The sequence below is a fragment of the Floridaenema flaviceps BLCC-F50 genome, from assembly GCF_041929275.2.
GTDB classification, from domain to species: Bacteria; Cyanobacteriota; Cyanobacteriia; order Cyanobacteriales; family Aerosakkonemataceae; genus Floridanema; species Floridanema flaviceps.
Map to the genome: position 1 here is coordinate 431,340 of NZ_JBHFNR020000002.1, position 24,427 is coordinate 455,766.

The 24,427-nt window shown below is 40.7% G+C and carries 24 protein-coding genes; 14 read left to right on the forward strand and 10 right to left on the reverse strand.

The window, feature by feature from the left end:
- The first annotated feature begins 33 nt into the window (after positions 1-33).
- From ACE1CI_RS21825 to ACE1CI_RS21840, 4 genes are all read left to right on the forward strand, one after another.
- The gene (locus ACE1CI_RS21825) at positions 34-1,806 is read left to right on the forward strand and encodes a S8 family peptidase (RefSeq protein WP_413265587.1); all 1,773 of its coding nucleotides are present in this window, start codon (positions 34-36) and stop codon (positions 1,804-1,806) included.
- 126 nt (positions 1,807-1,932) lie between these two features.
- Positions 1,933-2,163: a hypothetical protein gene (locus tag ACE1CI_RS21830; protein ID WP_413265588.1), complete on the forward strand. Its 231-nt coding sequence runs from the start codon at positions 1,933-1,935 to the stop codon at positions 2,161-2,163.
- 131 nt (positions 2,164-2,294) lie between these two features.
- Positions 2,295-2,507, forward strand: coding sequence for a RelB antitoxin-like protein (locus ACE1CI_RS21835; protein ID WP_413265589.1), 213 nt, complete (start codon positions 2,295-2,297; stop codon positions 2,505-2,507).
- Between the two features lie 64 nt (positions 2,508-2,571).
- A complete protein-coding gene (locus tag ACE1CI_RS21840; RefSeq protein ID WP_459564090.1) occupies positions 2,572-2,763 on the forward strand; it encodes a type II toxin-antitoxin system RelE family toxin in 192 nt (63 codons plus the stop codon).
- A gap of 141 nt (positions 2,764-2,904) precedes the next feature.
- On the opposite strand, the gene ACE1CI_RS21845 is transcribed toward ACE1CI_RS21840, so the two are convergent.
- The 4 genes from ACE1CI_RS21845 to ACE1CI_RS21860 form a co-directional block, all read right to left on the reverse strand.
- The gene (locus ACE1CI_RS21845; protein ID WP_413265590.1) at positions 2,905-3,696 is read right to left on the reverse strand and encodes a sulfite exporter TauE/SafE family protein; all 792 of its coding nucleotides are present in this window, start codon (positions 3,694-3,696) and stop codon (positions 2,905-2,907) included.
- Between the two features lie 91 nt (positions 3,697-3,787).
- On the reverse strand, positions 3,788-4,366 hold the full coding sequence (locus tag ACE1CI_RS21850) for a peroxiredoxin (protein ID WP_413265591.1): 579 nt from the start codon (positions 4,364-4,366) through the stop codon (positions 3,788-3,790).
- Between the two features lie 278 nt (positions 4,367-4,644).
- On the reverse strand, positions 4,645-5,502 hold the full coding sequence (locus tag ACE1CI_RS21855; RefSeq protein WP_496615691.1) for a hypothetical protein: 858 nt from the start codon (positions 5,500-5,502) through the stop codon (positions 4,645-4,647).
- Positions 5,503-5,643: 141 nt separating this feature from the next.
- On the reverse strand, positions 5,644-6,711 hold the full coding sequence (locus ACE1CI_RS21860; protein ID WP_413265593.1) for a D-alanine--D-alanine ligase family protein: 1,068 nt from the start codon (positions 6,709-6,711) through the stop codon (positions 5,644-5,646).
- 165 nt (positions 6,712-6,876) lie between these two features.
- On the opposite strand from ACE1CI_RS21860, the gene ACE1CI_RS21865 reads away from it, so the two are divergent.
- The 3 genes from ACE1CI_RS21865 (at position 6,877) to ACE1CI_RS21875 (ending at position 9,619) form a co-directional block, all read left to right on the forward strand.
- Complete coding sequence (locus tag ACE1CI_RS21865; RefSeq protein WP_413265594.1) at positions 6,877-7,593, forward strand: SDR family oxidoreductase; 717 nt, start codon at positions 6,877-6,879, stop codon at positions 7,591-7,593.
- Positions 7,594-7,653: 60 nt separating this feature from the next.
- Positions 7,654-8,754, forward strand: coding sequence for a 4-hydroxyphenylpyruvate dioxygenase (gene hppD, locus ACE1CI_RS21870; RefSeq protein WP_413265595.1), 1,101 nt, complete (start codon positions 7,654-7,656; stop codon positions 8,752-8,754).
- A 163-nt stretch (positions 8,755-8,917) separates the two neighbouring features.
- Positions 8,918-9,619 carry an HAD family hydrolase gene (locus tag ACE1CI_RS21875; protein WP_413265596.1) on the forward strand — a complete coding sequence of 234 codons (702 nt, stop codon included), beginning with the start codon at positions 8,918-8,920 and terminating at the stop codon, positions 9,617-9,619.
- A gap of 163 nt (positions 9,620-9,782) precedes the next feature.
- Here ACE1CI_RS21875 and ACE1CI_RS21880 read toward each other — a convergent pair whose 3' ends face one another.
- Positions 9,783-10,391: a CPP1-like family protein gene (locus tag ACE1CI_RS21880; protein ID WP_413265597.1), complete on the reverse strand. Its 609-nt coding sequence runs from the start codon at positions 10,389-10,391 to the stop codon at positions 9,783-9,785.
- A gap of 367 nt (positions 10,392-10,758) precedes the next feature.
- Here ACE1CI_RS21880 and ACE1CI_RS21885 point away from each other — a divergent pair, with 367 nt between their 5' ends.
- Positions 10,759-11,478: a response regulator transcription factor gene (locus tag ACE1CI_RS21885; protein ID WP_413265598.1), complete on the forward strand. Its 720-nt coding sequence runs from the start codon at positions 10,759-10,761 to the stop codon at positions 11,476-11,478.
- A gap of 103 nt (positions 11,479-11,581) precedes the next feature.
- Complete coding sequence (locus ACE1CI_RS21890; RefSeq protein WP_413265605.1) at positions 11,582-12,307, forward strand: response regulator transcription factor; 726 nt, start codon at positions 11,582-11,584, stop codon at positions 12,305-12,307.
- A 210-nt stretch (positions 12,308-12,517) separates the two neighbouring features.
- Here ACE1CI_RS21890 and ACE1CI_RS21895 read toward each other — a convergent pair whose 3' ends face one another.
- Complete coding sequence (locus ACE1CI_RS21895) at positions 12,518-12,742, reverse strand: DUF2811 domain-containing protein (protein WP_496615692.1); 225 nt, start codon at positions 12,740-12,742, stop codon at positions 12,518-12,520.
- A gap of 672 nt (positions 12,743-13,414) precedes the next feature.
- Complete coding sequence (locus tag ACE1CI_RS21900; protein WP_413265600.1) at positions 13,415-15,097, reverse strand: HD domain-containing phosphohydrolase; 1,683 nt, start codon at positions 15,095-15,097, stop codon at positions 13,415-13,417.
- A gap of 451 nt (positions 15,098-15,548) precedes the next feature.
- Between ACE1CI_RS21900 and ACE1CI_RS21905 the strand changes: the two genes are divergently transcribed.
- Entirely contained in the window at positions 15,549-15,812 is a 264-nt protein-coding gene (locus tag ACE1CI_RS21905) for a hypothetical protein (protein WP_413265601.1), read from the forward strand.
- Between the two features lie 55 nt (positions 15,813-15,867).
- On the opposite strand, the gene ACE1CI_RS21910 is transcribed toward ACE1CI_RS21905, so the two are convergent.
- The 3 genes from ACE1CI_RS21910 to rsmA are packed head-to-tail and all read right to left on the reverse strand — an operon-like array spanning position 15,868 to position 18,054.
- On the reverse strand, positions 15,868-16,212 hold the full coding sequence (locus tag ACE1CI_RS21910) for a DUF3082 domain-containing protein (RefSeq protein WP_413265602.1): 345 nt from the start codon (positions 16,210-16,212) through the stop codon (positions 15,868-15,870).
- Between the two features lie 34 nt (positions 16,213-16,246).
- Positions 16,247-17,191, reverse strand: coding sequence for a 4-(cytidine 5'-diphospho)-2-C-methyl-D-erythritol kinase (gene ispE / locus ACE1CI_RS21915; RefSeq protein WP_413265606.1), 945 nt, complete (start codon positions 17,189-17,191; stop codon positions 16,247-16,249).
- Positions 17,192-17,223: 32 nt separating this feature from the next.
- A complete protein-coding gene (rsmA, locus tag ACE1CI_RS21920) occupies positions 17,224-18,054 on the reverse strand; it encodes a 16S rRNA (adenine(1518)-N(6)/adenine(1519)-N(6))-dimethyltransferase RsmA (RefSeq protein ID WP_413265603.1) in 831 nt (276 codons plus the stop codon).
- A 382-nt stretch (positions 18,055-18,436) separates the two neighbouring features.
- On the opposite strand from rsmA, the gene ACE1CI_RS21925 reads away from it, so the two are divergent.
- The 4 genes from ACE1CI_RS21925 (at position 18,437) to urtC (ending at position 24,343) form a co-directional block, all read left to right on the forward strand.
- On the forward strand, positions 18,437-20,233 hold the full coding sequence (locus ACE1CI_RS21925) for a hypothetical protein (protein ID WP_413263693.1): 1,797 nt from the start codon (positions 18,437-18,439) through the stop codon (positions 20,231-20,233).
- A 159-nt stretch (positions 20,234-20,392) separates the two neighbouring features.
- Positions 20,393-21,733, forward strand: coding sequence for an urea ABC transporter substrate-binding protein (urtA, locus tag ACE1CI_RS21930; RefSeq protein ID WP_413263694.1), 1,341 nt, complete (start codon positions 20,393-20,395; stop codon positions 21,731-21,733).
- Between the two features lie 93 nt (positions 21,734-21,826).
- Positions 21,827-22,984 carry an urea ABC transporter permease subunit UrtB gene (gene urtB, locus ACE1CI_RS21935; RefSeq protein WP_413263695.1) on the forward strand — a complete coding sequence of 386 codons (1,158 nt, stop codon included), beginning with the start codon at positions 21,827-21,829 and terminating at the stop codon, positions 22,982-22,984.
- A gap of 177 nt (positions 22,985-23,161) precedes the next feature.
- The gene (gene urtC / locus ACE1CI_RS21940; RefSeq protein WP_413263696.1) at positions 23,162-24,343 is read left to right on the forward strand and encodes an urea ABC transporter permease subunit UrtC; all 1,182 of its coding nucleotides are present in this window, start codon (positions 23,162-23,164) and stop codon (positions 24,341-24,343) included.
- Positions 24,344-24,427 lie beyond the last annotated feature (84 nt).

Below are 24,427 nucleotides of genomic sequence, written 5' to 3' on the forward strand. Positions count from 1 at the left end.
TGATCACATTAACGCTACTCCTGGCGGTTTGACATGAGAAAGCTTCTGTTTATTTGCTTATTTGCCGTCGGTTTGATTTGGGCACTCTCTAATTTTAAGGGTCTAGCAAACCAAGGCACATACGATTCTATTGTTTTGGACTTTCGGGAAGATATACCCGCAGCCCAAATTACTAAAAGTTTAGAAACTATTTCCCAACAATACAAAGTTTCACCTCGCCTCAACAGTGAATTTTCTAGCACAGACAACGTATATATAGTCAAAGGCGACAAAAACTTACTCAAAGCTTTGAGAAACTCGGAAATTGGCAAAAAAACCGAAACTATTGAGCCAAATTACCAATATAAAACCTTGGAAGCACCCAACGACCCCGACTACGTAAAGCAGTGGAACTTACGCAGCATTAACGTCGAGTCAGCTTGGGAAGAAACTAAAGGCGCAGGAATGACAGTCGCCGTTATTGATACAGGCGTTACCGTTGTTCCCGACTTGGAACAGACCAAATTTGTTAAAGGCTACGACTTTGTTAACGACAAAGAAGAAGCAACCGACGACAACGGACATGGTACTCACGTTGCAGGTACGATCGCACAATCTACCAATAATAATTATGGTGTAGCTGGTGTCGCTTATGAAGCCAGCATTATGCCGCTAAAAGTATTAAGTGCTTATGGCGGTGGTACAGTTGCCGATATTGCTGAAGCTATCAGGTTTGCAGCCGACAACGGTGCAGATGTGATTAACTTAAGTTTAGGTGGTGCTGGCGAAAGTCAAGTATTAGAAGAAGCAGTAAACTATGCTTACAATAAAGGCGTAGTAGTAGTTGCCGCCGCCGGAAACGAAAGCCGCAACTCCGCATCTTATCCCGCCCGTTATCCTCATGTTATCAGTGTGGCGGCTACAGGCCCTTCGGGAGAAAAAGCCCCTTACTCTAACTTTGGCGCAGGTGTAGATATTTCCGCCCCTGGTGGTAGCGAAAACGGTCAAATTTTGCAAGAAACGATCGATCCTGAAACAGGCGCTTCCACGTTTGCAGGTTTCCAAGGAACTAGTATGGCATCTCCCCACGTTGCTGCTGTCGCTGCATTGGTGAAAGCTAGCGGTGTGGAAACACCAGATGAAATTCGGGAAGTTTTAATACAGTCCGTTCGTAAAGTACAAGAAGATCCTTTAAACCATTTTGGCGCAGGACATTTAGATGCTGCTGGTGCAGTTAAACTTGCCTTAAAAGGACAAATTACTTTCCGCGACTTCTTCCGCTGGTTAAGAGAAAATGGTTATCTCAACCTGCGTTTTTGGATCGATGGTGGCGCAGTTGCACTTTTACCGAAAGTTGCAATGGTACTTGGTTCTTATCTGTTAGCTTGGTTTTTGCGGAACTATTTACCGATTTGGAGTTGGTCGCTAGGTAGTGGTTTAATTTTTGGTAGTTCTGGACTCTTCTTCTTACGAGGTTTCTACGTCTTCGATTTACCGCAATGGCCGTTCCGTGTTATGGGTAGTTCTATTCCCGAAATGGGCAATGCAATTACTGGAGGAACGCTGTTAAATCCCATTTTGGCTAGTGTGTTAATTCCTGTGATTTTAGTCGCTTTGTTCTTAGGACATCCTAGCTGGAAATGGTTTGCCATTGGTTCAAGTTTAGGAGTCGCTTCTTGTTTGGCGGTGAGTGCAGTCGTCGATCCGGGTTTATTATGGTTGGGAGATGGTGCGATCGCCCGAACTTTCCTAATCATCAACGCCTTACTCTGCTTCGGACTCGCCCGTTTAGCAATGAAAGACGAAAAGCAACGCACAGCAGTATAACTTAAACTAGATCCCCGACTTCTTGAAGAAGTCGGGGATCTGGCAGCACTCACTTAAACTAGATCCCCGACTTCTTCAAGAAGTCGGGGATCTGGAGAGCACTCACTCACCCACCTACCAACTACCATGAGCATCACTCTTAAAGGTACGATCGAACGTAAAGCCATAGGCACAGGCGCTTGGGCATTAGTCGCTGATGATGGTAAAACCTACGAAATTTACCAAGCTTCCCCCAAAGAAATGCTCAAAAATGGCTTAAAAGTTGAAGTTAAAGGCGAAGTCCGCGATGATGTGATGAGTTTCGCGATGATCGGTCCCATTTTAGAAGTAAAATCTTTTGAGGCGATCGACTCTTAAAACCCAAAAGGTAAAAATTAACCGCACGGTTGCCCGATTTTGATTATTTTATATTTTCCCTTGTCCGCCGCAGACGGAGGGAATTTTCTTAATGCTTTATAATTTAACTACACAATTGCGAATTACTAACAATGCTGAAAATCCATAAAAACATTGTTTTAGACGAAAATCAGCAACCTATTGCCGTGCAAATTCCCATAGCTGAATTTGAAAAAATTGAGGAAATTTTAGAAGATTACGGTTTGGCAAAGTTAATAGAAGAATCAGAGAATGAAGAACGGCTTTCCAAGGAAGAAGCATTACAATACTATAAATCCCTAAAGGGTAATTATGTGGAAAGTTGAATACACTAAGAGATTCTTGAAAGAACTTGCCGTACCAACAGAGATTCAAAACCGTGTTTAACCTATTGTTTTTCAAGAACTGGAATCAGAAAATCCTTTTGAGTTAGGATATCTACAAAAACTAAAAGGTTATAGCGATAAATATAAGATTCGGGTGGGTGACTATCGGATTGGTATCACAGTTGAACAAGATACAAACACCTTAATTTGCGAAAGAATAGCTCATCGAAAAGACATTTACAGAATTTTTCCTTAAACTTTATTCCTTTTTTAGAATTGTACTATTGGCTGCGCGATCGCCAACCCTAATTTAAAATCAAAGCAATGCGGAAAAGATTTGGCTCTTTTACAAAAGAGGTAAAATCTTTTCAGGCGATCGATCCTTAAACCCAACAAGTTAAACTGCTGATTTCTTGTGCGTAGCTAACTTAAACGCAGAAATCAGCAGAATTACCCCCAAAATTATATGTAACAGCGAACTCGATACAAATCTCAAAAGATTACTACCAATAAATGCCCCTAAAATTGAACCTGCTCCCATCGTAATAATAAACGATCGCTCTGAACTAATATCCTCGAACCTTTTCTGTTTTTTGTACTTAAACAAACCCATCAAAATAGTCGGAATACTAATAGCTAAACTCAAACTTCCAGCCAGTTTAATATCAACCCCAAAAATTAAAATAATCGTTGGAATAATCAATTCACCACCAGCCACACCTAGCATACTACTAAATACGCCAATTACAATTCCCGCTAAAAAACTCGCAATAATTTTCACTATGCTGGGAAGTTGCCAAGTCTGAGTAGTGAAAATCAGTTCATGCCCGATTAAAATAAAACTGATTATAATCAAGAAAATTACCACAATTCGATTCAAAGTTCGTTCATTAATTCGAGTTGCATACTGAACGCCGAAATAAGAACCAATTAAAGAACCTGCCAAAATATTGATAATAATAGGCAAGTTACTCACAACATTATTTAGCCCGATCGCACCACTACGAAAGATAAAAGAGAAAGTAACTGTAACTAAGCTAACTAACAGATTAATAATAATTGCTTGCAGCGTGCGGTAGTTAAAAACCCCAACTAGAATCGGTAAGCGAAACTCTGCACCACCTAAACCAATCAATCCCCCCAACACACCAACCAAACTGCCCCACACAAACGCCCAAATATTTCGCATCGAACTTGGCAAATTTTAAGACAAAAATATTATCTATGAATTGGTTGCAAAATGGGGTAATCAGCAACATTAATTGATTTATGCCTAAAACTCAAATTTGCCGCAACCAAGAAAGCACACCATCAATATTTTTATCAGGCGGGAAAACAGGATAGAAATACTTAACAATTTTTCCGTCTTTAACAATGAGCGTGACTCGCTTGAGAAGGCGCATCCCTTCCACCTCAAACATAGGCAACCGCAGTGCTTCAGCAAACTCGAATGCAGCATCACTTAATAACTCAAATGGTAAATGTAACCGTTCTGCTGCCTCTAATTGATCTTCAGTACTTTGAGTACTCATCCCGAATATTTGACAGTTTAGCGCTTTTAACTCACTGTAGCGATCGCGAAATGAGCAAGATTGAGGCGTGCAACCCGCTGCACCAGGAATTTGTATCCAGCCGTCAGGTATAACTCTTCCAGGTTTCCCCGTCATAGGATAACAGTAAATGACCAGCCAACCGGGAATTTCTGACAAATTAACTACTTTACCTCTCGTTGAAGCAAGGTTGACTGAGGGAAGCGTTAGTCCAAGCAAATGATTACAAGCTCCATCATCTATCGGTGCAGGAAGGTTTTTCGGAACTTCAACAAGCACATCTTTCGGGGCTTCATCAAAATTCTGCATTTCTTTGGCACCTGAAACTATGAATCTAACTATTAATTTTAATGATGTTTACTCTGCTTTAATAATTGAGAGGAAATAAAAAACCCTCGACCCAACCAGCCGAGGGATGTTAGTCTTATCAGGGTGCATCTACCATTCCTTACTTCCCCTGTAACCTATAACGGTCAGGAAAAAAATCCAGAAATTCGTAAAAGACTTTTTGAAGGCAAAAGTATAGTTTTGAATTAAGACGTTTTCTTGCTCTACCTTTCAGATTAGCGATCGCTTACCATAAATGGTTAACCAGAAGAGATAGACTGCTTCCTTCTTGAAGCTGTCGTATCTTTCAATAATTTGTTGCTATTACGCGGTAAACTCTGTCCATTAGGCCATCTGACAATTGAATCTGCTACAGGAATTTTCCCTGGTTTAGCAACTAAAGGCTTTCTCGAACCTGGTGCCGTTCTTTTGGCAGGTTTAGTATTATTTTGCTTTCCGGGGCTTTTTCCTTGAATTTCTCTAGCAAGCGATTTTGGCAACGGTTTGCGCCGCATTTTAGCAGCCAGCTTTAACCGTCTTCTGTACAACAACCAACCACCAACCGCACAACCAGCACCAATCGTCACATACAATCCTAATGGTGGATTTTGTTGGGTTTGTGGAGTTACTGTTGTTGCAGGTGCATTTTCTGCCGTCGGTGTAGGATTAGGTAAACTTTCCGTCGCTGTAGGATTAGGTAAACTTTCAGGAGTAGCGATCGCACTTTCGGCCCCAGGACTTACCGCAGTCGCAGCCGGAGTAGGTTGATACTTTAACTTACCTCCTTGTTCTGGGAAAGTCATCCCAATTAGTGCTAATCCAGCTGCTATCAGCATTCCACCACAAAAAGTCAGCAGTAGCAGCAGCGGACGCTTCTGAATTAATTGCACCGCCAATTGATTCCAGGGAAGAGGTTGATACAGTCCTGGATTGACTCTTTTACGTCGTTCATCTATCGTCTGTTTCTTGGGAGTTTTCTTCAATCGCGGCGATCGCTGAATCGGTGATACAGGTCTTCTACCTTGCTGATTCAGTCCTGGTTTCTTAAATCTAGGTAATTCAGGCGATCGCTGCTGTGCCAGTTGGTTTTTTGCCATGCCACTTTTTGATAGTTGCACCTATTCAAAACAAAATTGTATGCTCGGAACTAAATCTCGGCAACTGTAGATCGAGTTCTGCTTCCTTGACTAATTCAGTGAAATTACTGAGACATTTTTCGATTAATGTTAAAAATTTGTCTTTCTACTTCCCCAAATTCCTTATTTCTGGAACCTCTCTAAAGCTGCTTGAATCAGGCGATCGACCAATTCTGCAAAGGGAACACCGCTAGCCGCCCACATTTGCGGATACATACTAGTAGATGTAAAACCAGGCAATGTATTAATTTCATTAATCAATACTTCCCCGGTCGATTCTACATAAAAGAAATCTACCCTAGCCAAACCAGCCGCATCCACAGCTTGAAAAGCTTGAATTGCCATTTCTTGAATTTTGGCAGTAATTTCTGGAGGTAATTTAGCCGGAATAAATAAATCTGCTTTGCCTTCTGTATATTTAGTTTCGTAATCGTAAAAATCACTATCGTAAGTAATTTCTCCCACCACAGAAGCTTGGGGATTATCATTACCTAAAACCGCACATTCAACTTCTCGCGCTTTTACTCCAGCTTCTACAATGATGCGGCGGTCATAACTTGCGGCATTATCTAATGCTACTTCTAATTCGGAGCGCGATCGCACTTTGGAAATCCCCACCGAAGACCCCAAATTCGCAGGCTTCACAAAGCAAGGATAACCTAATTTAGCTTCAATCTCATCGCCCAACTTGGGAAAAACACAAGGATTAGACCAAACTTGCGATCGATTAATTGCCATATATTTTACTTGTGGCAATCCCGCTTGGGAAAAAGCCATTTTCATGGCAATTTTATCCATTCCCACAGCTGAACCTAAAACCCCCGTTCCCACAAAAGGAACTTGCATTAAACTCAACAAACCTTGCACAGTTCCATCTTCCCCATTCGGCCCATGAAGAATCGGAAACCAAACATCAACCTCAGTGACTTGTGGCGGAAACTGCCAAAGATTCGCTTTCAAACTATCAGAATCATTGGCTGTTTGTAGAGGCTGTTTTGAATCTAAAACCTGTTGGGAAACTTCCACACCTTGCCAAATCCCATCTTTTTGGATGTAAAAAGGCAGCAGTTCGTATTTTTGGGAGTTTCCCTCTGCCAGTATACCTTTTGCGATCGCGCAAGCAGACACGATCGATACCTCATGTTCCCCAGAACGACCACCAAACAGCAATCCCACACGCAACTTCTTCATCACAAACACCTCCGACACTCCTCATCGCAGCTAGGGTAACACAAAAGCGGCAATTGGCGACTGGGGACTGGGGATTAGGTACTGGGAAAGTTTTGAGTTATCTTCTTGTCCCCTTTCTTTGCAACAACCAGTAAAATAAATATTATGTAAAGAAATGTAAAGGATATGCAAGACAAAGTAATTGTGGTGATTGGTGCTACAGGTGGAATCGGTGCAGCTGTAACCCAAAAATTGTTATCTAAAGGCGCGAAACTGGTACTAGCAGCTAGAGACAGCCAGAAATTAAATGCTTTGGTTTCTGGTTTAGACTCAAGCCAAAAGGGAAAAATTATAACAGTTACCTGTGATATTACTAATCCTTCTCAGGTAGAAAGTTTAATGGAGAAAGCGATCGCCAACTTTGGTAAAATCGACGTTTTAATTAACGCTGCTGGCGCAGGAATCTTAAAACAGTATAATCACCTCACACCAGAAGATTTAGAGGCTATGCTGAGTGTAAATTTAAAAGGCAGCTTCTACACTTGCCAAAGTGCTGCCAAATACATGAAAGAGCAAAAATCTGGACATATTTGCAACGTAATCGGCATTTTAGGCAAACATTCAATGGCAATGGCATCAGCTTATTGTGCTGCTAAATTTGGGGTAGTCGGCTTCAGCAAGTGTATGGCGGATGAGCTAAAACGTTTCGGTATTAAGTTCACCTTATTTTACTTTGGCGGTGTGGATACTCCTTTTTGGGACACAATTAGTTTAAAGGTCGATCGCACAAAAATGCTCAGTGCCCAAACCGCAGCCGAAGCAATTTTATTTGCCCTTTCTGCTGAACCGCAAGCAGTACCAATGGAAATTAATATTCAGCCAGAAAGCCATTTATTTTTCTAATCCCATCGTCATTTGTTATAAATCTTTTGTGAGGTAGAAATTAACAAGAGACAAGCTGGGATGAAAATTGACCACATACATTTCTATGTTGAAGATGCACCACAATGGCGAAATTGGTTTATTCGCCAAATGGGATTTCAAGCTGTTGGTGGAGGAGTATGGCAAAATCACACTCTAATAGAAGTAGTCAAAAATGGAGCAGTGTGCTTTTTTCTTTCTTCGCCGCTATTACCGGAAAGTCCAGTAGCCCAGTTTTTGCGATCGCATCCGCCTGGGGTAGCCGATGTCGCCTTTCGCGTTCAAAACCTCGAAAAACTAATAGACAAAGCTATTAATTACGGCGCAAAGCTGTTACAACCAATAGTTCAACAACCCCAACTTAAATGGGGCAAAATCTCCGCCTGGGGAAACTTGACTCATACATTAATCGAAGGTAAAGGAAACTGGGAATTAAGAATTGAAAACTGGCAAAATCAAAACCAATCATCTTCTAACTCTTCAACGCCAGTCACATTTACAGGCATCGATCACGTAGTTTTAAACGTAGCAGCTGGCGAATTAGAACTCGCCGTAAACTGGTACGAAAAAGTACTAGAATTAGAACGTCAACAAACCTTTGCCATTCAAACAGATTGGTCAGCATTACACAGCCAAGTACTAGTTCACCCCAGCAAATTAGTTCAATTTCCCATCAATCAACCAGCATCAGCAAATTCGCAAATTCAAGAATTCTTAGACTTTAACCAAGGGTCAGGAATTCAACATATTGCTTTACAAACTTCAAATTTAATAGAAGCAACTAAATTTTTTAAAAAGACCAATTTAAAATTTTTAGAATTACCACATAATTACTACACGGAGCTACAAAACAGACAAAATATTCCTTTAACTCCAATAGAACTACAAGAAATTCAAGCACAACAAATTCTAGTCGATTGGCAGCAAGATAGTAACAACAATCAATCAGAAATAGTTCCCTTGCTCCTGCAAATCTTCACCCAACCAATTTTCGGAAAACCTACCTTTTTCTTTGAATTAATCGAACGCCGCTTTGGTTATATTCAAGGTCAAAAAATCCCAGCCCAAGGATTCGGAGAAGGCAACTTTCGCGCCCTATTTCAAGCAATAGAAAGAGAACAAATCAAGCGAAGCCAGTCTTGAAGAGCAGAGGGGCACAGGAGCACAGGAGCAGGAGGAAACAATTCAACTACCTCTTCTACTCCCCCCACCTCCCCACCTCCCCACCTCCCCACCTCCCCACCCCCTACCTCTTCCTCCCAGTCCCAATATAAACTTTAAAAAAAATTAACAATAGCGAGATTTTATGTTAAGACTGATTACTGACTTCGATGGGCCAATAGTGGACATTTCCGAACGTTACTATCGAGTTTACGAACTATGCCTAGAAAAAACTCGCCGTCAGGATCAGAAAGTGAATCATTTGACTAAGACCCAATTTTGGGAGTTAAAAAGAGCGCGAGTTCCTGAAAAAGAGATTGGAGTGATTTCTGGCTTAGAGGAACAACAAGCCGCAGAATTTGCTCAAATAAGGAAAAAAACCGCCCATACTCAGCCTTACTTTAAATATGACGAATTAGCGCCAGGAGCCATTGCCGCTTTAGAGAAAGTCCAACAGGCGGGAATAGACTTAGTGGTGTTAACCATGAGACGCATGAAAGAATTAGACTATGCCTTTGAGAGCTTCGACTTAGGGAGATTTTTCCCCGAAAATCGCTGCTATCGCCTCAGCAACGATTACCCCAAAGGTCGTGATATAGACGACAAACCGATACTGATGGGAGAAGCATTAGGGAAACTGCCACTTGCTAGTGATACTTGGATGGTAGGTGACACTGAAGCCGACATAGTGGCTGCTAAAACGCACGGAATTAAGGTGATAGGTGTTTTGTGTGGAATTCGCGATCGCACCTCCCTAGAAGCCTTCCATCCCGACCTCATAGTTAACGATTTCAGCGAAGCAGTAGATTACTTGCTCGATCGATCTAGGAAAAAAGCCAGACAATAAACCTTGAATATAGAAAATAAAAAAACAGTTAAGAGGTGGGGAGAGTTTTGAGTTAGGGAGAGAGTTGGAAAAGCTTGTTTGTTTTGAGTTGTTTCCCCATATACCTCATCTCTTCTTCTTTGCGTCCCCGCGTCACCGCGTCCCCTACCCCCCTGCCACAGCCTTAACGGAGAAAACTACTTACCAACCAAAGACTCAAAAAAGAGATCCAAGCAGCTAAAGTATCTCCTGTCAAAGGCAAAGAGTTGATTTGTGTTGTCAGTAAACTAGCAAACACCCCCCAGAGAACCAAGCCAAAACTCAGCCCTGCCAAAGAAAGCAGTACCGATCGCCCTAGCTTACGTTCCTTGCGCGACAGAAAATAAAGACTGGCAAATATTCCTAAAGCCAAAGCGAAAGAGGCATAGTAAACACTCAACCCAGCCAAAACCAGAAAAGCACCCGTCGTCCACAAAACATCTGCTCGACTAGGAGTATCCAGAAAATTTTGCAGCCAAGCCGGAGGCTGCTTTACCGAGATAGGCGGTGCACTTGGGGGAGCTTGAGAAAAGCGTTGTTCAGCAAACCTGATTCCTTCAGGAACGCGAATTCTACCTTCCTGACGCATCCTTAACCGCTCCATCAAGATGGCATCATAAGCAGTCTCAATAGCTTCTTGTCGTTTCGGGTCGTTACTATACTCTTGGGTTAAACGATTACGAGCCGTTTGAATTTCATCGAAAGTAGCATTCTCTGGAATTCCAAGTTGCTCGTAAGGATTTTCTACACTCATTTTCCTCCTAACCTCCTAGACATCCCATTTAGCCACAGCTTTGGCTCCACTCCAAGCTGCTTGTAGTTTTACGATCACTTACATTCTCCCCTGATATAGCTGGTTGCAGCTAGCATTTAGTTGTTGACTAGTCTAGCCTGTTAACCGAAATGGGAAAACATTTTAATCTATGGTTTAGTGTGGTGCTATAGAGGGAAGAATAATAGTGGACTACTATGAAACCCTCTAATCATCTAAAATGCTCTTACACAATTCATATCGGAAATCAATATTCAGCCAAGTTGCTTTAATTACTTCTCCCTAATTAGTATTTTTGCTTCTTCGGTTTGCATCTTGCGTATTTAATTCTCAGTGTAAAGTGGTGGCTATGGCTCTCCCCAAAATCCTTGTTGTTGATGACGATCCTGCTGTCAGGAACCTAATACAGCGTTTTTTGAGTAAACAGTACCAAATGGAGTCGGCGGCTGATGGTAAGACAGCGATGACTTTATTTGAGCAATTCAATCCAGATTTAGTGATTTTAGACGTAAACTTACCTGACGCGAATGGATATAACCTGTGTCAAGAAATGCAAAGTCGGACTGGTGTATTTGTGCTAATGCTCACCAGTAGGGGAGACGAAGCTGATAAAATTACCGGGTTTTCCAAAGGTGCAGATGATTACATAACCAAACCTTTCAGCTTAAAAGAGTTGGGAGTTAGGGTAGCAGCGATATTGAAGCGCCAGCGAGCGGTAACTACTGGAGAACAGCAACGTATAGTATTGGATCAGTTAATGATCGATCCTGTACGTCGTGAAGTAACACTCAACAATTCCAGCGTGCCTTTGACAGCTTTAGAATTTGATTTGTTACATTTTTTAGCAAGTCATCCAGGACGAGTTTGGCGGCGATCGGAACTAATCCAAGCTGTATGGGACTATGAATATGTAGGAGATCAGCGGGTTGTTGATGTTCATATCGGTCAAATTCGGAGAAAACTAGAAGTAGACTCGAATCAACCAGTGATGATTCAGACGGTTCGGGGTGTGGGCTACAAGTTTGAGGTTCCCGAAACCACTGAGGCAAATAATAAATCTCAGCAGTAATTAATTTCGGGTTCTGGCTGGTGCTACAACCAGCCCCTTCATTAAAAATCTTGCTAATTTCGCTTGTGCTGCTTGAGAACTTAATATGGCTATGAAAACTGATGTGGCTTCCAAAAAAATACTTATTGTTGAAGATGATCCGGGAACCAGAAATTTAATTCATAGGTTCTTAAAACAAAGTAAACAAAACTATCAAATTGAGTCGGTCATAGACGGTACGACAGCTTTGGCAATGTTCGAGCAATTTCAACCAGATTTAGTAATTCTGGATGTAATTTTGCCAGATACTATTGGGTTCAAACTCTGCGAACAGATGAAAAGTCGCATGGGTGTAATGGTGATGCTGTTAACCAGTTTGACGGATGTTAAATCCCAAATTGCTGGTTTGGAATTGGCTGATGCTTATATGACTAAACCTTTTTATGTTGAGGTTTTAGAAAAACAAGTAGAGGCATTATTACGACGAGCAGAACCAAGTACTCATGCTGCTGCTAAATCTCAAGCTTTAGTACTGGAAAATTTGGTAATCGATCCGACGAGTCGGGAAGTTACTTTAAATGACCAAATTATTACTTTAACTCCCTTAGAATTCGATTTGTTGCATTTTTTGGCAACCCATCCGAATCGAGTTTGGCGACGTAAGGAATTAATGCGAGAAGTTTGGGGATACGAACATCACGGAATGGAAGGCGCTGAAGATCGAGTTGTGGATGTTCATATTGGTCAAATTCGCAAAAAGATAGAAAGCAACTCCAGTCAACCTAAGTACATTAAAACGGTGCATGGAGTGGGTTACAAGATGGAGATTTCTGAGGCTTCTCAGCATTAGGGCAGGGGGACTCTCGGAGATGGGGAGATGGGGGGATGGGGGGATGGGGAGATGGGGAGATGGGGAGATGGGGAGATGGGGAGATGGGGAGATGGGGAGATGGAGGGATGGGGGGAAAATAATTTAACTAACTACTTATTCAACTGGGCCCACCTCCCTACCTCCCCTAACCTCCCTACCTCCCCTAACCTCCCTACCTCCCTACCTCCACTAAGCTGAATGGCGGAAGAGGGTTTCTAAGTAGACTTGGGCGGCTCGACGATAGCTGCGTGATGCTTCTGGGCTTTGGTTGTCTCCATTTTGGAGGAGAAACAGTGAGAGGGCGGCGGTGAAAACTCGGTCTTGATCCCAGTCTGGGTGGGTTTCTAGGTAGCTTTTGAGGGATTCGTGTAGCGCTTCGGGGATTTCGGCAAGCATACAAACGTTGGTATTCATAGGATTCCTCTATAGGTTATGGGTCGAAGGCGGATATTTTGAGTTGCTGGTGGCTGGTAGTTAGTGAAAAACTTACAGATTTATTGGCAACTAGTTATTGGTTATTGACAATTGGCTATTGATGATTGGCTGTTGAATATATGGTGGTCGCATCATTTTCTGCGATCGGGGGGAGGGGTTGTCAATGATGCGAAATGTTACAAACACCTGCATTAAAATTTAAGCTTCACGAAATAATGAGCTTTACAGGCCAATTTTCGTTACATTCCTTTACCAATTTTGCGTGTAGCATCCCTACTATGTTCCCTTTGGGAAAATTCCCCAGTTAGACGGGAAGTGCCGATCTGTTCGTTCTCCCCTGTGGAAAACTAAGTGGATATTGTGGAAAAACCGGAAGTGGTTTGTGGAAACGGTGTGAAATCTGTGGGGAAAATTTTGGTTAAGAATAAGAATTGCAAAAATTGGGGACTAGGGAAGTTTTGAGTGAGAGAGTCAGAGAGTCAGAGAGTTAGGAAGAGTTGGGGAAGTTTTGAGTCAGAGAGTGAGAGAGTGAGAGAGTTAGGAAGATAGGAAGAGTTTTAAGTTTTAAATTCTCCCTTGCTCCCCTGCCCAAAAGAGCCCAAAAGAGCCCAAAAGAGCCCAAAAGAGCCCAAAAGAGCCCCTCTGCTCCTACTAGTCAATGCTCAAGGTGTGACCTAAGATTTGGAACACTTGGCGTTGGTGGAAGAGTTCTACTAAGTCGGTGTTGAGTTTGCCTTTGTGGGCTTCTTGTTTGAGGATTTGCAGGGTGGTTTCTACGGGTAGTTTGCGTTTGTAGGGTCGATCGCTCGCGGTTAAAGCGTCGTAGATGTCGGCTATGGTTAGGATTTGAGTTTGCAGGGGAATTTCTCCTGTTTCTAAACCTTGAGGATAGCCGCTGCCATCTAATTTTTCGTGGTGTCCGGCGGCGATTAATGGTACTTGTCTTAAGTCTTTCGTCCAAGGAATTTGTTCGAGGAATTTGTAGGTGTGGATGACGTGCGCTTCGATCGCTTTTCTTTCTTCCGGTGTCAGGTTTCCTCTTGGAATCATTAACTGTTCCATTTCTTCTAAAGAAACCAGTGGTTTTAATTGACCATCAATGTCACGATATTTATATTCAGATAACTCTGTTAATTCAATCAATGCTTCTTCTGATAATGCCTGAAATTGTTTGGTTTCAATTGCTTCTGGTTCATTAATTTCTAATAATAATTTCCAGTAACTATTAAGTTTAGCGATTTTTAATTTTAGTTCTGTATCAAGTTTTTCTAGGCGATCGCAGTGAGGACAATTCAATTGATTATTGTTGGGTTTATGGCGATGGAATGGAGAGTTAAGCAGTTGCTTAAATTTAGTTTCTGCACATTCTAATTCTAGGCTACGTTGTGCTAGGGCGAAGCGGTGGCGCAATAAGTCTAGTTGTTCTGGATAAAGCTTTTTTCGCTTTTGTAAAATCCTTTCGGGAACACAGACTTTCCCAAAGTCATGTAATAAAGCGGCGTAGCGAATTTCTTGAATTTGACAGTCGTTAAAATAAATTTTTTTAAACTTACCACTAGTAATTGAGCTAACTTCCTCACTTAAGCGGACGGTGAGTTCAGCTACTCGTTCCGAATGACCAAATGTTGTGGGATCGCGTAGTTCAATTAGATGCACTGAGGCTTTAACAAATCCTTCAAATAAGTTTTGAATGCTTTCTTGTAATTGATTGCGTTCAATAGAGATGGCGGCTTGAGAAGCGAGACTTCTGACTATGCTTTCTTCCCAGTTAGAGTAGGGTTTGATAACAGTATCGGCATTTTCTGATGTGATGGCAATATCTCGTTTAATTTTGCGATTTATCAGTTGAATTACGCCAATAATTTCTCCTTTTTGGTCTTGCATTGGTAAAACTAAAACCGATCGCGTGCGATAAGCAAAACTCTCATCAAATGTTTTGTCTATTTGGTAAGGAACTTTTTTAGGTAAATGATAAGCATCTGGTAAGTTTAAACTTTTTCCCGTGAGAGCCACATATCCAGCCAAACTCTTTTGAGTAATTGGCATGGCAAATTCTTTAAATGTTGCCTGTGGTAGGGAATCATTTTGGGCGGCTTTAAATATTAGTTTAGGAATGTTATCTTTTTGATCTATAAGATAAAGACTGCCTGCGTCAGAGCAAGTAATTTCGCGACTTTTTGTTAAAATAAGATTGAGTAATTCTCCTAAATCTTGGCTACTGGAAAGGGCTGTACCAATTGCCAATAATTGCTCAATTAATTCAATTCGATCGCCAGTTTCTAAGATTTTCTCCTGCTGTGGGAGGGAAGAAAGTTTGCCATTCAGAAATATCATGAATTTTTTCCCTGACTTTTAGAACTATTGACAATTCAAAAAAACTCTCTAAGTTTATTGAATTGGTTGGACTGAAATCTTTAAATTAGCTAATTTTGAGCAATCCTTTTAGTTGTAACACAAAATAGTTTCTGGCTTTTACCATTGCAGCAAAATATTTTTTGCGATCGCTTTAAATGCACCCAGTACTTCTCTGTTACACCTATCTTATCTCTTTGGATTGTTGACAAGATCCGTATCACAGGAATTTTTATCTATAAAAATTAAACATTAATCGCACCTCACAGCCCAAATGTTAAGTTATGACACAGTTGCTTGACCTGTTTAGCCAAGATTCTGTAACTTTAAATACAGAATTAATTAGATTTTAGACCATTGGCTGAGGGAAACAGTTCCAGCGAAGGCTGGTAAAGCCTCGGCAATGGACTGTTTACCTTGATTATGAGGAAGGATGATGAAACTCGACATTTGTAAGTCGCAGGTTGGTACAGGTTTGCCTTCCTATTCCTGGGATTGGTTAACAGAAAATGAAAAAAATCTGTTCACCCAGGAATTACAACCGTCTACCTGGGTGAAACTTTCTGAAGTTCCGAGTTCTTTCAGTTTTGACGAAGCATTGTTGTTGTGTCAGTGTTCCCCAGACTCATGGTTAGCTTGGATTCCCGATCATGGTGAAGCTGTACTGCACATAAGTCAGTTTTGTGAAAAAGTTTAAGTGAAATCCTGTCTCACCTACGTCATGCAGAAAAGACGTAGGTGTTTCATTAAACTTAGTTTTTTGCTGAGGGTGTTTGTTGCTTTAATTGTTGGATGGTGACTTGAATGGCTAGGGCTAAAAGTCCCAAAGCGATTAAGCTAAAAACGCCTGTTGCTAGGGTGCTGATGCCGATAATTAAGGTACGAACGGCAGAGGTAATGTTAACAACTAGATAGTTGGGGGAATGAATTGGACGATCGACAAAATATTGAGCAATAGAAGAATTAATAAAGAAAGATCCGATCGCCATTGTTGCGGCAACTATTGCACCAATTATACAGCGGAGAATGCTGGGTGGGTTGGTGTTGGTTTCGGTTGCAGAAGTATTGGGTTTTTCGGTGGGTGTTGGTTCGTTCATAATTAAAAGAAGGAAAAGTTTTGAGCAAATTAAGTTAATTTTCTACGGTGATTCCTGCGGGGCGTAATTTGGTAATCCAGAAGTCTAAATCGGGATTTTTCAGGTCATTTTCTACTAAATTTTTTACCTCTTGGGCTTGGGTATCTGATTCAACGAGGGCGAATACTGAAGGGCCCGATCCTGACATCATTGTGCCTAAAATATTTTGTTTTTGAAAGGCTTGGCGTAGTTGTTCTACTTGGGGATGGGCTGGTAAGACAACTTTTTCTAGGTCGTTGTAAAGAGATTGACCGATTTTTATGCTATCTTTATGAGCGATCGCACTTACTAAAGCGCCTGAATTTAGTTTGGTCGATCGTTCTTGCATTCTCGAAGTATCACAGGCATAACTATTACCAAATTTTTCCCGGTAAGTATTATAAGCCCAAGCTGTAGAAACTCCCAAACTACGATATTTTGCTAAGACAACGTAGAGGTTATTTAAATCTGGTAATGGGGATAATATTTCTCCTCTCCCTGTAGCAATTGCTGTGCCTCCGGCAATGCAAAAAGGTACATCAGAACCGAGTAATGCTGCTAATTCTTGTAACTCTGATTGGGTTAATCCTAAATTCCACATTAAGTCTAAACCTATTAATACTGCTGCGCCATTTGTGGAACCTCCTGCTAACCCAGCAGCAACGGGAATTCGCTTATCTATTTCAATATCAATTCCACCGAATTTCGCAAAAGCTTCGGGGAATTGTTCTGCCATTAATTTAGCTGCACGATAGGCGATATTTGTGGTATCTAATGGTACTTCGGGATGGTTACAATGCAGGCGGATATTGTCAGTACCGTTGGCATTAATTTCAATATAATCGGCTAATTCTATGCTTTGCATAATCATTGCCAATTCGTGATATCCATCGGGGCGCATCCCTAAGATTTCTAGATAAAGATTGATTTTGGCTGGGGCAATTAAGGTGTAAGAACGCATTTGTTTGACAGTTTCTAGGTTGCAGGCAAAGCTTAAGTTTCCACTGTTGCGGATACTGCTAGTCTGTTGCTTAGTTCTACCCATTGTGGCACGCTGAGGTCTTCGGCGCGAACTTGGGGATTTATTTCTAATTGTTCCAGTATTTCGGTCAAGCGATCGCGTTCCACCACACTTTTTAAATTATTTCGTAACATTTTCCGCTTTTCTGCAAAACCGAGTTTGACTAAGTTATCTAAAAATTTGGGATTTTCCGCAGGATAACGAATTTGCGGATGTAGCCTGACTACGGCTGAATCTACTTTTGGCGGTGGATAAAAGTCTTTGGCTGGTACGGAGTATATTAACTCACAATCTGCTAAGTATTGTACTTTAACTGACAAGGCTCCAAAAGCTTTTGATGATGGTTGAGCGTATAATCTCTGGGCTACTTCTTTCTGCACTAATAATACAATTAAATCTTTTGGTTTGGTTACGGGTTTAGCTATTTTACCTAACAGTTTTTCTAGGATTGGCCCGGTAATATTGTAGGGAATATTGGCAACTACTTTATTGGGGTTTTGAAATTGAGGAAAGTTTTCTAATTGCGCTTCTAAATTTAAGGTGAGAATATCTCCTTGTAACAGCAGAAAGTTTTCGGTTTTTCCCTGGCTTTTAGCTAAATTTTGGCACAAGTCGCGATCGATCTCTACCGCTACAACTGATTCGGCTAAAGGTAAAAGATAACGGGTTAAATTGCCTGTTCCGGGGCCAATTTCTAAAATGCGATCGCTTTTACTTATTTGGGCTGCTTTGACAATTTCATTTAAGGCTTTTTCACTCTTCAGCCAATGTTGCCCAAATTGTTTCCGAGGACGAAATGACATGATAATTTTAGATTAGGGAGCTTCGCTGGTGCAAAAATATGGGAAGATACTAAGTAGGAGTAAATAAATAAAGTGATAATAGTTATGTTTGGATGGGGCGGGCAGGATGCCCACCCCACAACAGTTACAGCTTTCTTGTGGGGTGGGCATCCTGCCCGCCTCAGTTTTCACTTTATTTATATCTACCTACTTAATTGTAGCGTATCACAGGCATATAGCGATTGTTTTTGAGCTATGGCAATCCCAAAGCGATCGCGAAAACTCTTTCTTCTTGTCCTTCCTGTCTTCCTGGTGCAAAAATCAATCTTTTTTACCAATCAAATTTGCTCGCTACAGGAATAGGTAAAAATCTTAACTAATAGCTTGTTCAGAGGTGCTGTTAATGTCTACTTCTCCAATTTTAGAACCTGCGACAATTAGTAATAGTGACGGATTAAATGAGTTTAACAGGTTATTTAATAATGATGTAGCTGCGGCTGATGATGCAGGTTTAAAATTGAAAGTTTATTGGCAGAGGTGGGCAAGGGCTTTTGATAGTCAATCGTTTGAACCAACAGAAAATAATGCTAAAATTTTGGTTGGTAAAAAGCTAGCTTCAGAAATAGAAAAGGCTAAGTTTAAAGTTGCGGAAACACTTAAGTTAGCTTTGGCGGGTGAAACAGTACAAGCGCCCGTGACTCCACCGACAAATCCCGTGAGTAATGAGGAAGCAATAGCGGCTTTTTACGCAATTTTCAAAAGTCAGCAAATAGCAGATAAGGAAGTAAAGAAGTTAGTTAATAATTGGGAGAAATGGGCGATCGCATTTGGCGGAGAGTTTTTGGCTGCTGATGACTACAATGCTAAAGTTGTGGCAGGAAGACTAATTGCTAAAGCAATGAATGATGCCAGAACAAAAGTTACTAACGCCATTATGCAAGCAATTGCTGGCAATTCAATTGCTCCATTTACCGAAATAGAAACCCCTGAAATTAATCAATTGCCAATGCAGTTGGAACAGGCGAAAGACAGATTGCAGATTTATAAAAATTTTATCAGTATTGGGCTGAATAAAGGAGCCAACAAAGACAACCTTGCTTTGTTATATCAAGGTGTACAAACTTCTCCCTATAAAGAAGAAATTAAAAATTATCCCGAACGGTTATCAACTAAAGATTATCGCCAAAATGTGGGGGGTAAAGATTCGGAAAAGCCCGAAAAATTTAGTCCTTATCCGCCAGTGGGAGAACTGCCAAAAATTGACGAAAAAGCTTTGAAATTTTTGCATGAAGATATTCAAGAAGCTTGTGTTTGTGTAGCAACTTTTGAGACGGGAAATTTGCTAACTTATTGGTTAGGAAGAAATGCTTTAACAAAAGGACAATTTTGGAGTGCGACAAAAATTTTACCCATTCTCCATGTTGTCTCTAGAGTCAATGCTAATTCACCCAATACTGATATTGATAATTGTGTGATTCGCGATCGCGATCGGCGCAAAAGAGATGTACCATTTTATGAGTTAGCCTGGGATGTGGTTAGTTATGGCGATCGCATCGCTAGTTCTAATTCCTTAGCAGCTATGTTTAAGCGCTTCGAGACTCGCGAAGGATTAGAAAATTGGGTGAAAAAAATTACCGGAAACAAAAACTTAGAATTTCGGGGCGGATACGGTGAATCACCTTATCTTTCTCGCCCGGAAATTTACGATTTAAAGCAAAAAAAAGTTGTATTATCTAGCACCTTAGAAGGTACTCCCGGTGAAAATTTAGTCACCGCTTATGACTTAACTCGCTGCATTACCATGTTAGGTTGGCATCTACATCTACCCTTAGAAATAAAACTACCAAATGCCCAATGGAATAGTTTAGAATGTATGGTTAGGGCAATGGGAACCGATGCCTGTCGTTATACTGATTTGGCAATTAAGCAATTAGGATTAGATAAATTTGTTAGTTCCCCAGTAATTATTTCTAAATTGGGAAATGGCTATAGCAATAGTAGGAATAGATACGAAATCGTTTATGTGATGCTGATACAATTCATTGATAAAATTTCACAGACTGAAAATAATTCACCTAAATTGAGAAGTTTTGCTTTAACTCTTAGAGGTGCAAGTAAAAATGCTGTACAACTTGATTCCAGAATGGCAGCCGAAGTAACAGAGATTTTGCGGCGAGTAGTAACTGATGAGTTAGTTTGAATTACAAAAAAATTCTTAAGAGTTAGAAAAAATTGTTACTCGCACAAGTTTTGTATTCAAATATACTAAAATACTGAAATAAACAGTCTAACATAGCAAATTTCAGTTACCGAAACCCCTATCTATAGACTGATTAACTTTAGGAGTAGAGCGAAAAGGATGAGCAGAGAAATTAGTCGGCGCAAGTTTATTTTGTACGGTTCTGCCACATTAGGGACAACTATTTTATTGAAAGCTTGTGGTAGTAGTAGCACAACCTCAACTACACAAACTCCCGCAGCCACAACTCCCGCAGCAAACACAACTCCTACAGCATCGCCAGTAGTTGCTACCGGAGACACAATTAAAGTAGGAATTTTGCACTCTTTAAGCGGCACAATGGCAATTAGTGAAAAGAGTGTTGTCGATGCTGAACAATTAGCAATTGAAGAAATTAACAAATCTGGTGGTGTTTTAGGCAAACAAATTCAACCAATAGTTGAAGATGGTGCTTCTGACTGGCCGACTTTTGCTGAAAAAGCTAAAAAATTAATTGACCAAGATAAAGTGGTGACTATTTTTGGCTGTTGGACTTCTGCTAGTCGCAAAGCAGTATTGCCAGTTTTTGAAGAAAAGAAACATATGCTTTGGTATCCTGTGCAATACGAAGGACAGGAATGTTCCAACAACATTTTCTACACTGGCGCTGCACCCAACCAACAAATTGAACCTTCTGTAGATTGGCTGTTGCAAAATAAAGGAAAAGACTTTTTCTTAATCGGTTCAGATTACGTTTTCCCCCGGACTGCAAACACAATCATTAAAGCGCAAGTACAAGCTAAAGGTGGCAAAATTGTTGGGGAAGACTATTTGCCTTTAGGTAGTACCGAAGTTACCCAAATTATCAGCAAAATCAAACAAGCTTTACCCAACGGTGGAGTAATTTACAATACGCTCAATGGCGATAGTAATGTAGCATTTTTCAAACAAATGAAAGATGCTGGATTGACACCAGATAAATATCCTTCTATGTCCGTTAGTATTGCGGAAGAAGAAGTCAAAGCCATTGGAGTTGACTACCTCAAAGGTCATTATGCCGCTTGGAATTATTTCCAAACAGTTGATACACCAGAAAATCAAAAGTTTGTTCAAGCTTTCAAAGCTAAATATGGCGCGGATAGAGTCACAAACGACCCAATGGAAGCAGCTTATATAGCTGTTTACTTGTGGAAACAAGCAGTGGAACAAGCTAAAACTACTGACATTGAAGCAGTGAGAAAAGCAGCTTTAGGACAAACTTTAGCTGCGCCAGAGGGTAAGGTTACTATGGACACTAATCACCATATTTATAAGACGGTTCGCATTGGTGAAGTAGGCGAAGATGGCTTGTTTAAAATTGTCTCTGCTAGCACCGCACCTGTTAAGCCTATACCCTGGAATCAGTTTGTAGCAGAAACTAAGGGGTATTCTTGCGATTGGTCTGACCCCAGCAAAGGAGGAAAATTCCAGGTTAAAACTTAAAAAATAAATTGTTTTTGGGTGGGCTTGGCTCACCCATTTTATTGGCTCAGAATAGGGAAATTTATCTAACTTGTTTTTGGAGGTAAAGGTGCAGTGGTAGAATTTTTGAATGTAATATTTAACGGAATTAGTATTGGCTCAGTTTTATTAATTGCGGCATTGGGTCTAGCCGTAGTTTTCGGGTTAATGGGCGTAATTAATATGGCACACGGCGAGTTAATTATGCTAGGGGCTTATACAACTTTTGTGGTGCAAAATGTTTTCAGGGGGTTGGGAAGTCCTTTATCTGAAACATATATTATTTTTGCCATACCAATGGCTTTTTTAGTGACGGCTTTGGTGGGATTATTATTAGAAAAAGGTGTAGTTAGATTTCTTTACGGTAGACCATTAGAAACTTTGCTAGCAACTTGGGGTGTGAGTTTAATACTGCAACAATTTGTTCGCAGTGTTAACTGGGTTTTAGTAATTGGTCTTACATTATTTTGTTTGTTGTTTTTTGGTGCTTGGTGGGTGGTGTCTCGTCGCCCAGATTTTGACAGAATTCGCAACTTATTTTTCACAATAATACTACCTTTATCAGCAGCTATATCGGTAGTAATAGGTGTGGTTTTAGCCCAAACCTACAAATTAGCTGTGACTCAGCCTTGGTTTGGTGCTCAAAATGTTAACGTTACTGCACCTAAATGGTTACAGGATGGTTTAAATATTGGTGCTTTACGACTTCCTTATACGAGGTTATTTATCATTTTTCTGACTATTTTATGTGTGGCGGGAATTTATTATTTTTTCCAACGTACAGCATGGGGTTTAAGAATTCGCGCCGTTACGCAAAATCGCAGCATGAGTTCTTGTTTAGGAATTCCCACTCAAAAAGTAGATGCTTTAACTTTTGCGCTAGGTTCGGGTTTAGCTGGAGTGGCTGGTTGTGCGATTAGTTTGTTAGGTTCTGTCGGACCAAATACCGGACAAAATTATATTGTAGATACATTCATGGTGGTAGTTGTTGGTGGTGTCGGAAAATTAGTCGGTAGTATTGTGGCAGCACTGGCAATTGGTACTGTTAGTTATATTATTGGTTCCAATGCTTTAGCACCTTTACTATCACCAATTCCACCTTTAGCAGATTTGTTTGCTTTCTTTGCAACTACTAGTATGGCAAAAGTTATGGTATTTGCTTTAATTATTATCTTTTTACAAGTGCGTCCGGCTGGTTTGTTCCCGCAAAAAGGTCGCACGGTAGATGCTTAATTGTGTTGGGAAGTTTTGGATAATTAGAGTCAGTTAATTAGTTAGGAGGGGAGAATGCTAGAAAATGAAAATAAGTCAAATAGTCGGAAGATTTATCACTTTCCTCGCGTGCGGAAAAGAACAGAAAATTGGCAAGTTAAGGAAACTGTTGTTGAACCTGTAGCTGCAAAGGATACAATGCCAAAATTTCAGGGTTTTAAGTTAAATCCCGGTTCTACTAAACACAAGTCTATTTTAATAGAAGCGGGAATTGTGGGTGCGATCGCACTAATTACCATCTTTCTCATCCCCCCTTTACTAACCGTTATCGGACAAGCATTTCGCGTCAGTTTACTCGGACGTTTTCTCGCTTTAGCAATTGTCGCTTTGGGAATTGACCTCATCTGGGGTTACACAGGAATGCTGAGTTTAGGTCATGGGGTATTCTTTGCTTTGGGTGGTTATGCCTTAGCAATGCACCTACAATTAGCACCTTTAGAACCTGGACGTTTACCAGAATTTATGGGTCTTTACGGCGTGCAAGAATTACCCTGGTTTTGGCAACCTTTTTACTCTTTTCCTCTGACTATTATTGCAGTAATAATTATCCCAGCTTTGCTAGCAGCATTATTGGGTTATTTAGTATTTCGTAACCGAATTCGCGGCGTTTATTTTTCGATTTTAACGCAAGCAGCGACGATCGTTTTTTTCAACTTCTTCAACGGACAACAGAAACTATTTAACGGCACAAATGGTTTAACAAATTACAAAACTCTCTTGGGTTTTGAAGTTAATGCACCCCAAACTCAATTCACTTTTTACGCACTGACAATCATACTTTTAGCTTTAACTTATGGCTTTTGTCGCTGGTTAACAACTGGGAGATTTGGACGCTTACTCGTAGCAATTCGGGATGATGAAAGTCGGGTGCGTTTTTCGGGATACAACCCCACAGGATTTAAAGTTTTAGTATTTGCAATTTCCGCCGGACTCGCCGGAATTGCTGGCGCATTGTACACTGTCCAAACTGGGTTAATTTCTCCTAAAGCAATGGATATTGCCTTTTCTATTGAAATGGTAATTTGGGTAGCAGTGGGAGGTCGCGCCACATTAATAGGGGCAATTATCGGCGCAATTTTAGTTAACTTTGCCAGAAGTTTGTTAAGCGAACAATTTCCCGAAGTTTGGCTATTTTTTCAAGGTGCATTATTCTTATTAGTAGTAATGTTGCTACCTGATGGTTTAGTTGGTTGGTGGCGTTCTCAAGGTATTAACCAAATTAGAAGATTATTGAGAATGCAAAAGCAAGCTGTTACTTATCCTAGTTTAGAAAATGAACCCGAAGTGCAGCAAGAAAGGGAAGAATTAACTGGGAAATAGGGACTGGGGATTGAGATGACAGGCAACAGAGATGACAGGCAACAGAGATGACAGGCAACAGAGATGACAGGCAACAGAGATGAC

Coding starts and splice junctions, on each gene's coding strand:
- ACE1CI_RS21825 (WP_413265587.1), top strand. CDS start 34: ATGAGAAAGCTTCTGTTTATTTGCTTATTTGCCGTCGGTTTGATTTGG.
- ACE1CI_RS21830 (WP_413265588.1), top strand. CDS start 1,933: ATGAGCATCACTCTTAAAGGTACGATCGAACGTAAAGCCATAGGCACA.
- ACE1CI_RS21835 (WP_413265589.1), top strand. CDS start 2,295: ATGCTGAAAATCCATAAAAACATTGTTTTAGACGAAAATCAGCAACCT.
- ACE1CI_RS21845 (WP_413265590.1), bottom strand. CDS start 3,696: ATGCGAAATATTTGGGCGTTTGTGTGGGGCAGTTTGGTTGGTGTGTTG.
- ACE1CI_RS21850 (WP_413265591.1), bottom strand. CDS start 4,366: ATGCAGAATTTTGATGAAGCCCCGAAAGATGTGCTTGTTGAAGTTCCG.
- ACE1CI_RS21860 (WP_413265593.1), bottom strand. CDS start 6,711: ATGAAGAAGTTGCGTGTGGGATTGCTGTTTGGTGGTCGTTCTGGGGAA.
- ACE1CI_RS21865 (WP_413265594.1), top strand. CDS start 6,877: ATGCAAGACAAAGTAATTGTGGTGATTGGTGCTACAGGTGGAATCGGT.
- hppD (WP_413265595.1), top strand. CDS start 7,654: ATGAAAATTGACCACATACATTTCTATGTTGAAGATGCACCACAATGG.
- ACE1CI_RS21875 (WP_413265596.1), top strand. CDS start 8,918: ATGTTAAGACTGATTACTGACTTCGATGGGCCAATAGTGGACATTTCC.
- ACE1CI_RS21880 (WP_413265597.1), bottom strand. CDS start 10,391: ATGAGTGTAGAAAATCCTTACGAGCAACTTGGAATTCCAGAGAATGCT.
- ACE1CI_RS21885 (WP_413265598.1), top strand. CDS start 10,759: ATGGCTCTCCCCAAAATCCTTGTTGTTGATGACGATCCTGCTGTCAGG.
- ACE1CI_RS21895 (WP_496615692.1), bottom strand. CDS start 12,742: ATGAATACCAACGTTTGTATGCTTGCCGAAATCCCCGAAGCGCTACAC.
- ACE1CI_RS21900 (WP_413265600.1), bottom strand. CDS start 15,097: ATGATATTTCTGAATGGCAAACTTTCTTCCCTCCCACAGCAGGAGAAA.
- ACE1CI_RS21905 (WP_413265601.1), top strand. CDS start 15,549: ATGATGAAACTCGACATTTGTAAGTCGCAGGTTGGTACAGGTTTGCCT.
- ACE1CI_RS21910 (WP_413265602.1), bottom strand. CDS start 16,212: ATGAACGAACCAACACCCACCGAAAAACCCAATACTTCTGCAACCGAA.
- ispE (WP_413265606.1), bottom strand. CDS start 17,191: ATGCGTTCTTACACCTTAATTGCCCCAGCCAAAATCAATCTTTATCTA.
- rsmA (WP_413265603.1), bottom strand. CDS start 18,054: ATGTCATTTCGTCCTCGGAAACAATTTGGGCAACATTGGCTGAAGAGT.
- ACE1CI_RS21925 (WP_413263693.1), top strand. CDS start 18,437: ATGTCTACTTCTCCAATTTTAGAACCTGCGACAATTAGTAATAGTGAC.
- urtA (WP_413263694.1), top strand. CDS start 20,393: ATGAGCAGAGAAATTAGTCGGCGCAAGTTTATTTTGTACGGTTCTGCC.
- urtC (WP_413263696.1), top strand. CDS start 23,162: ATGCCAAAATTTCAGGGTTTTAAGTTAAATCCCGGTTCTACTAAACAC.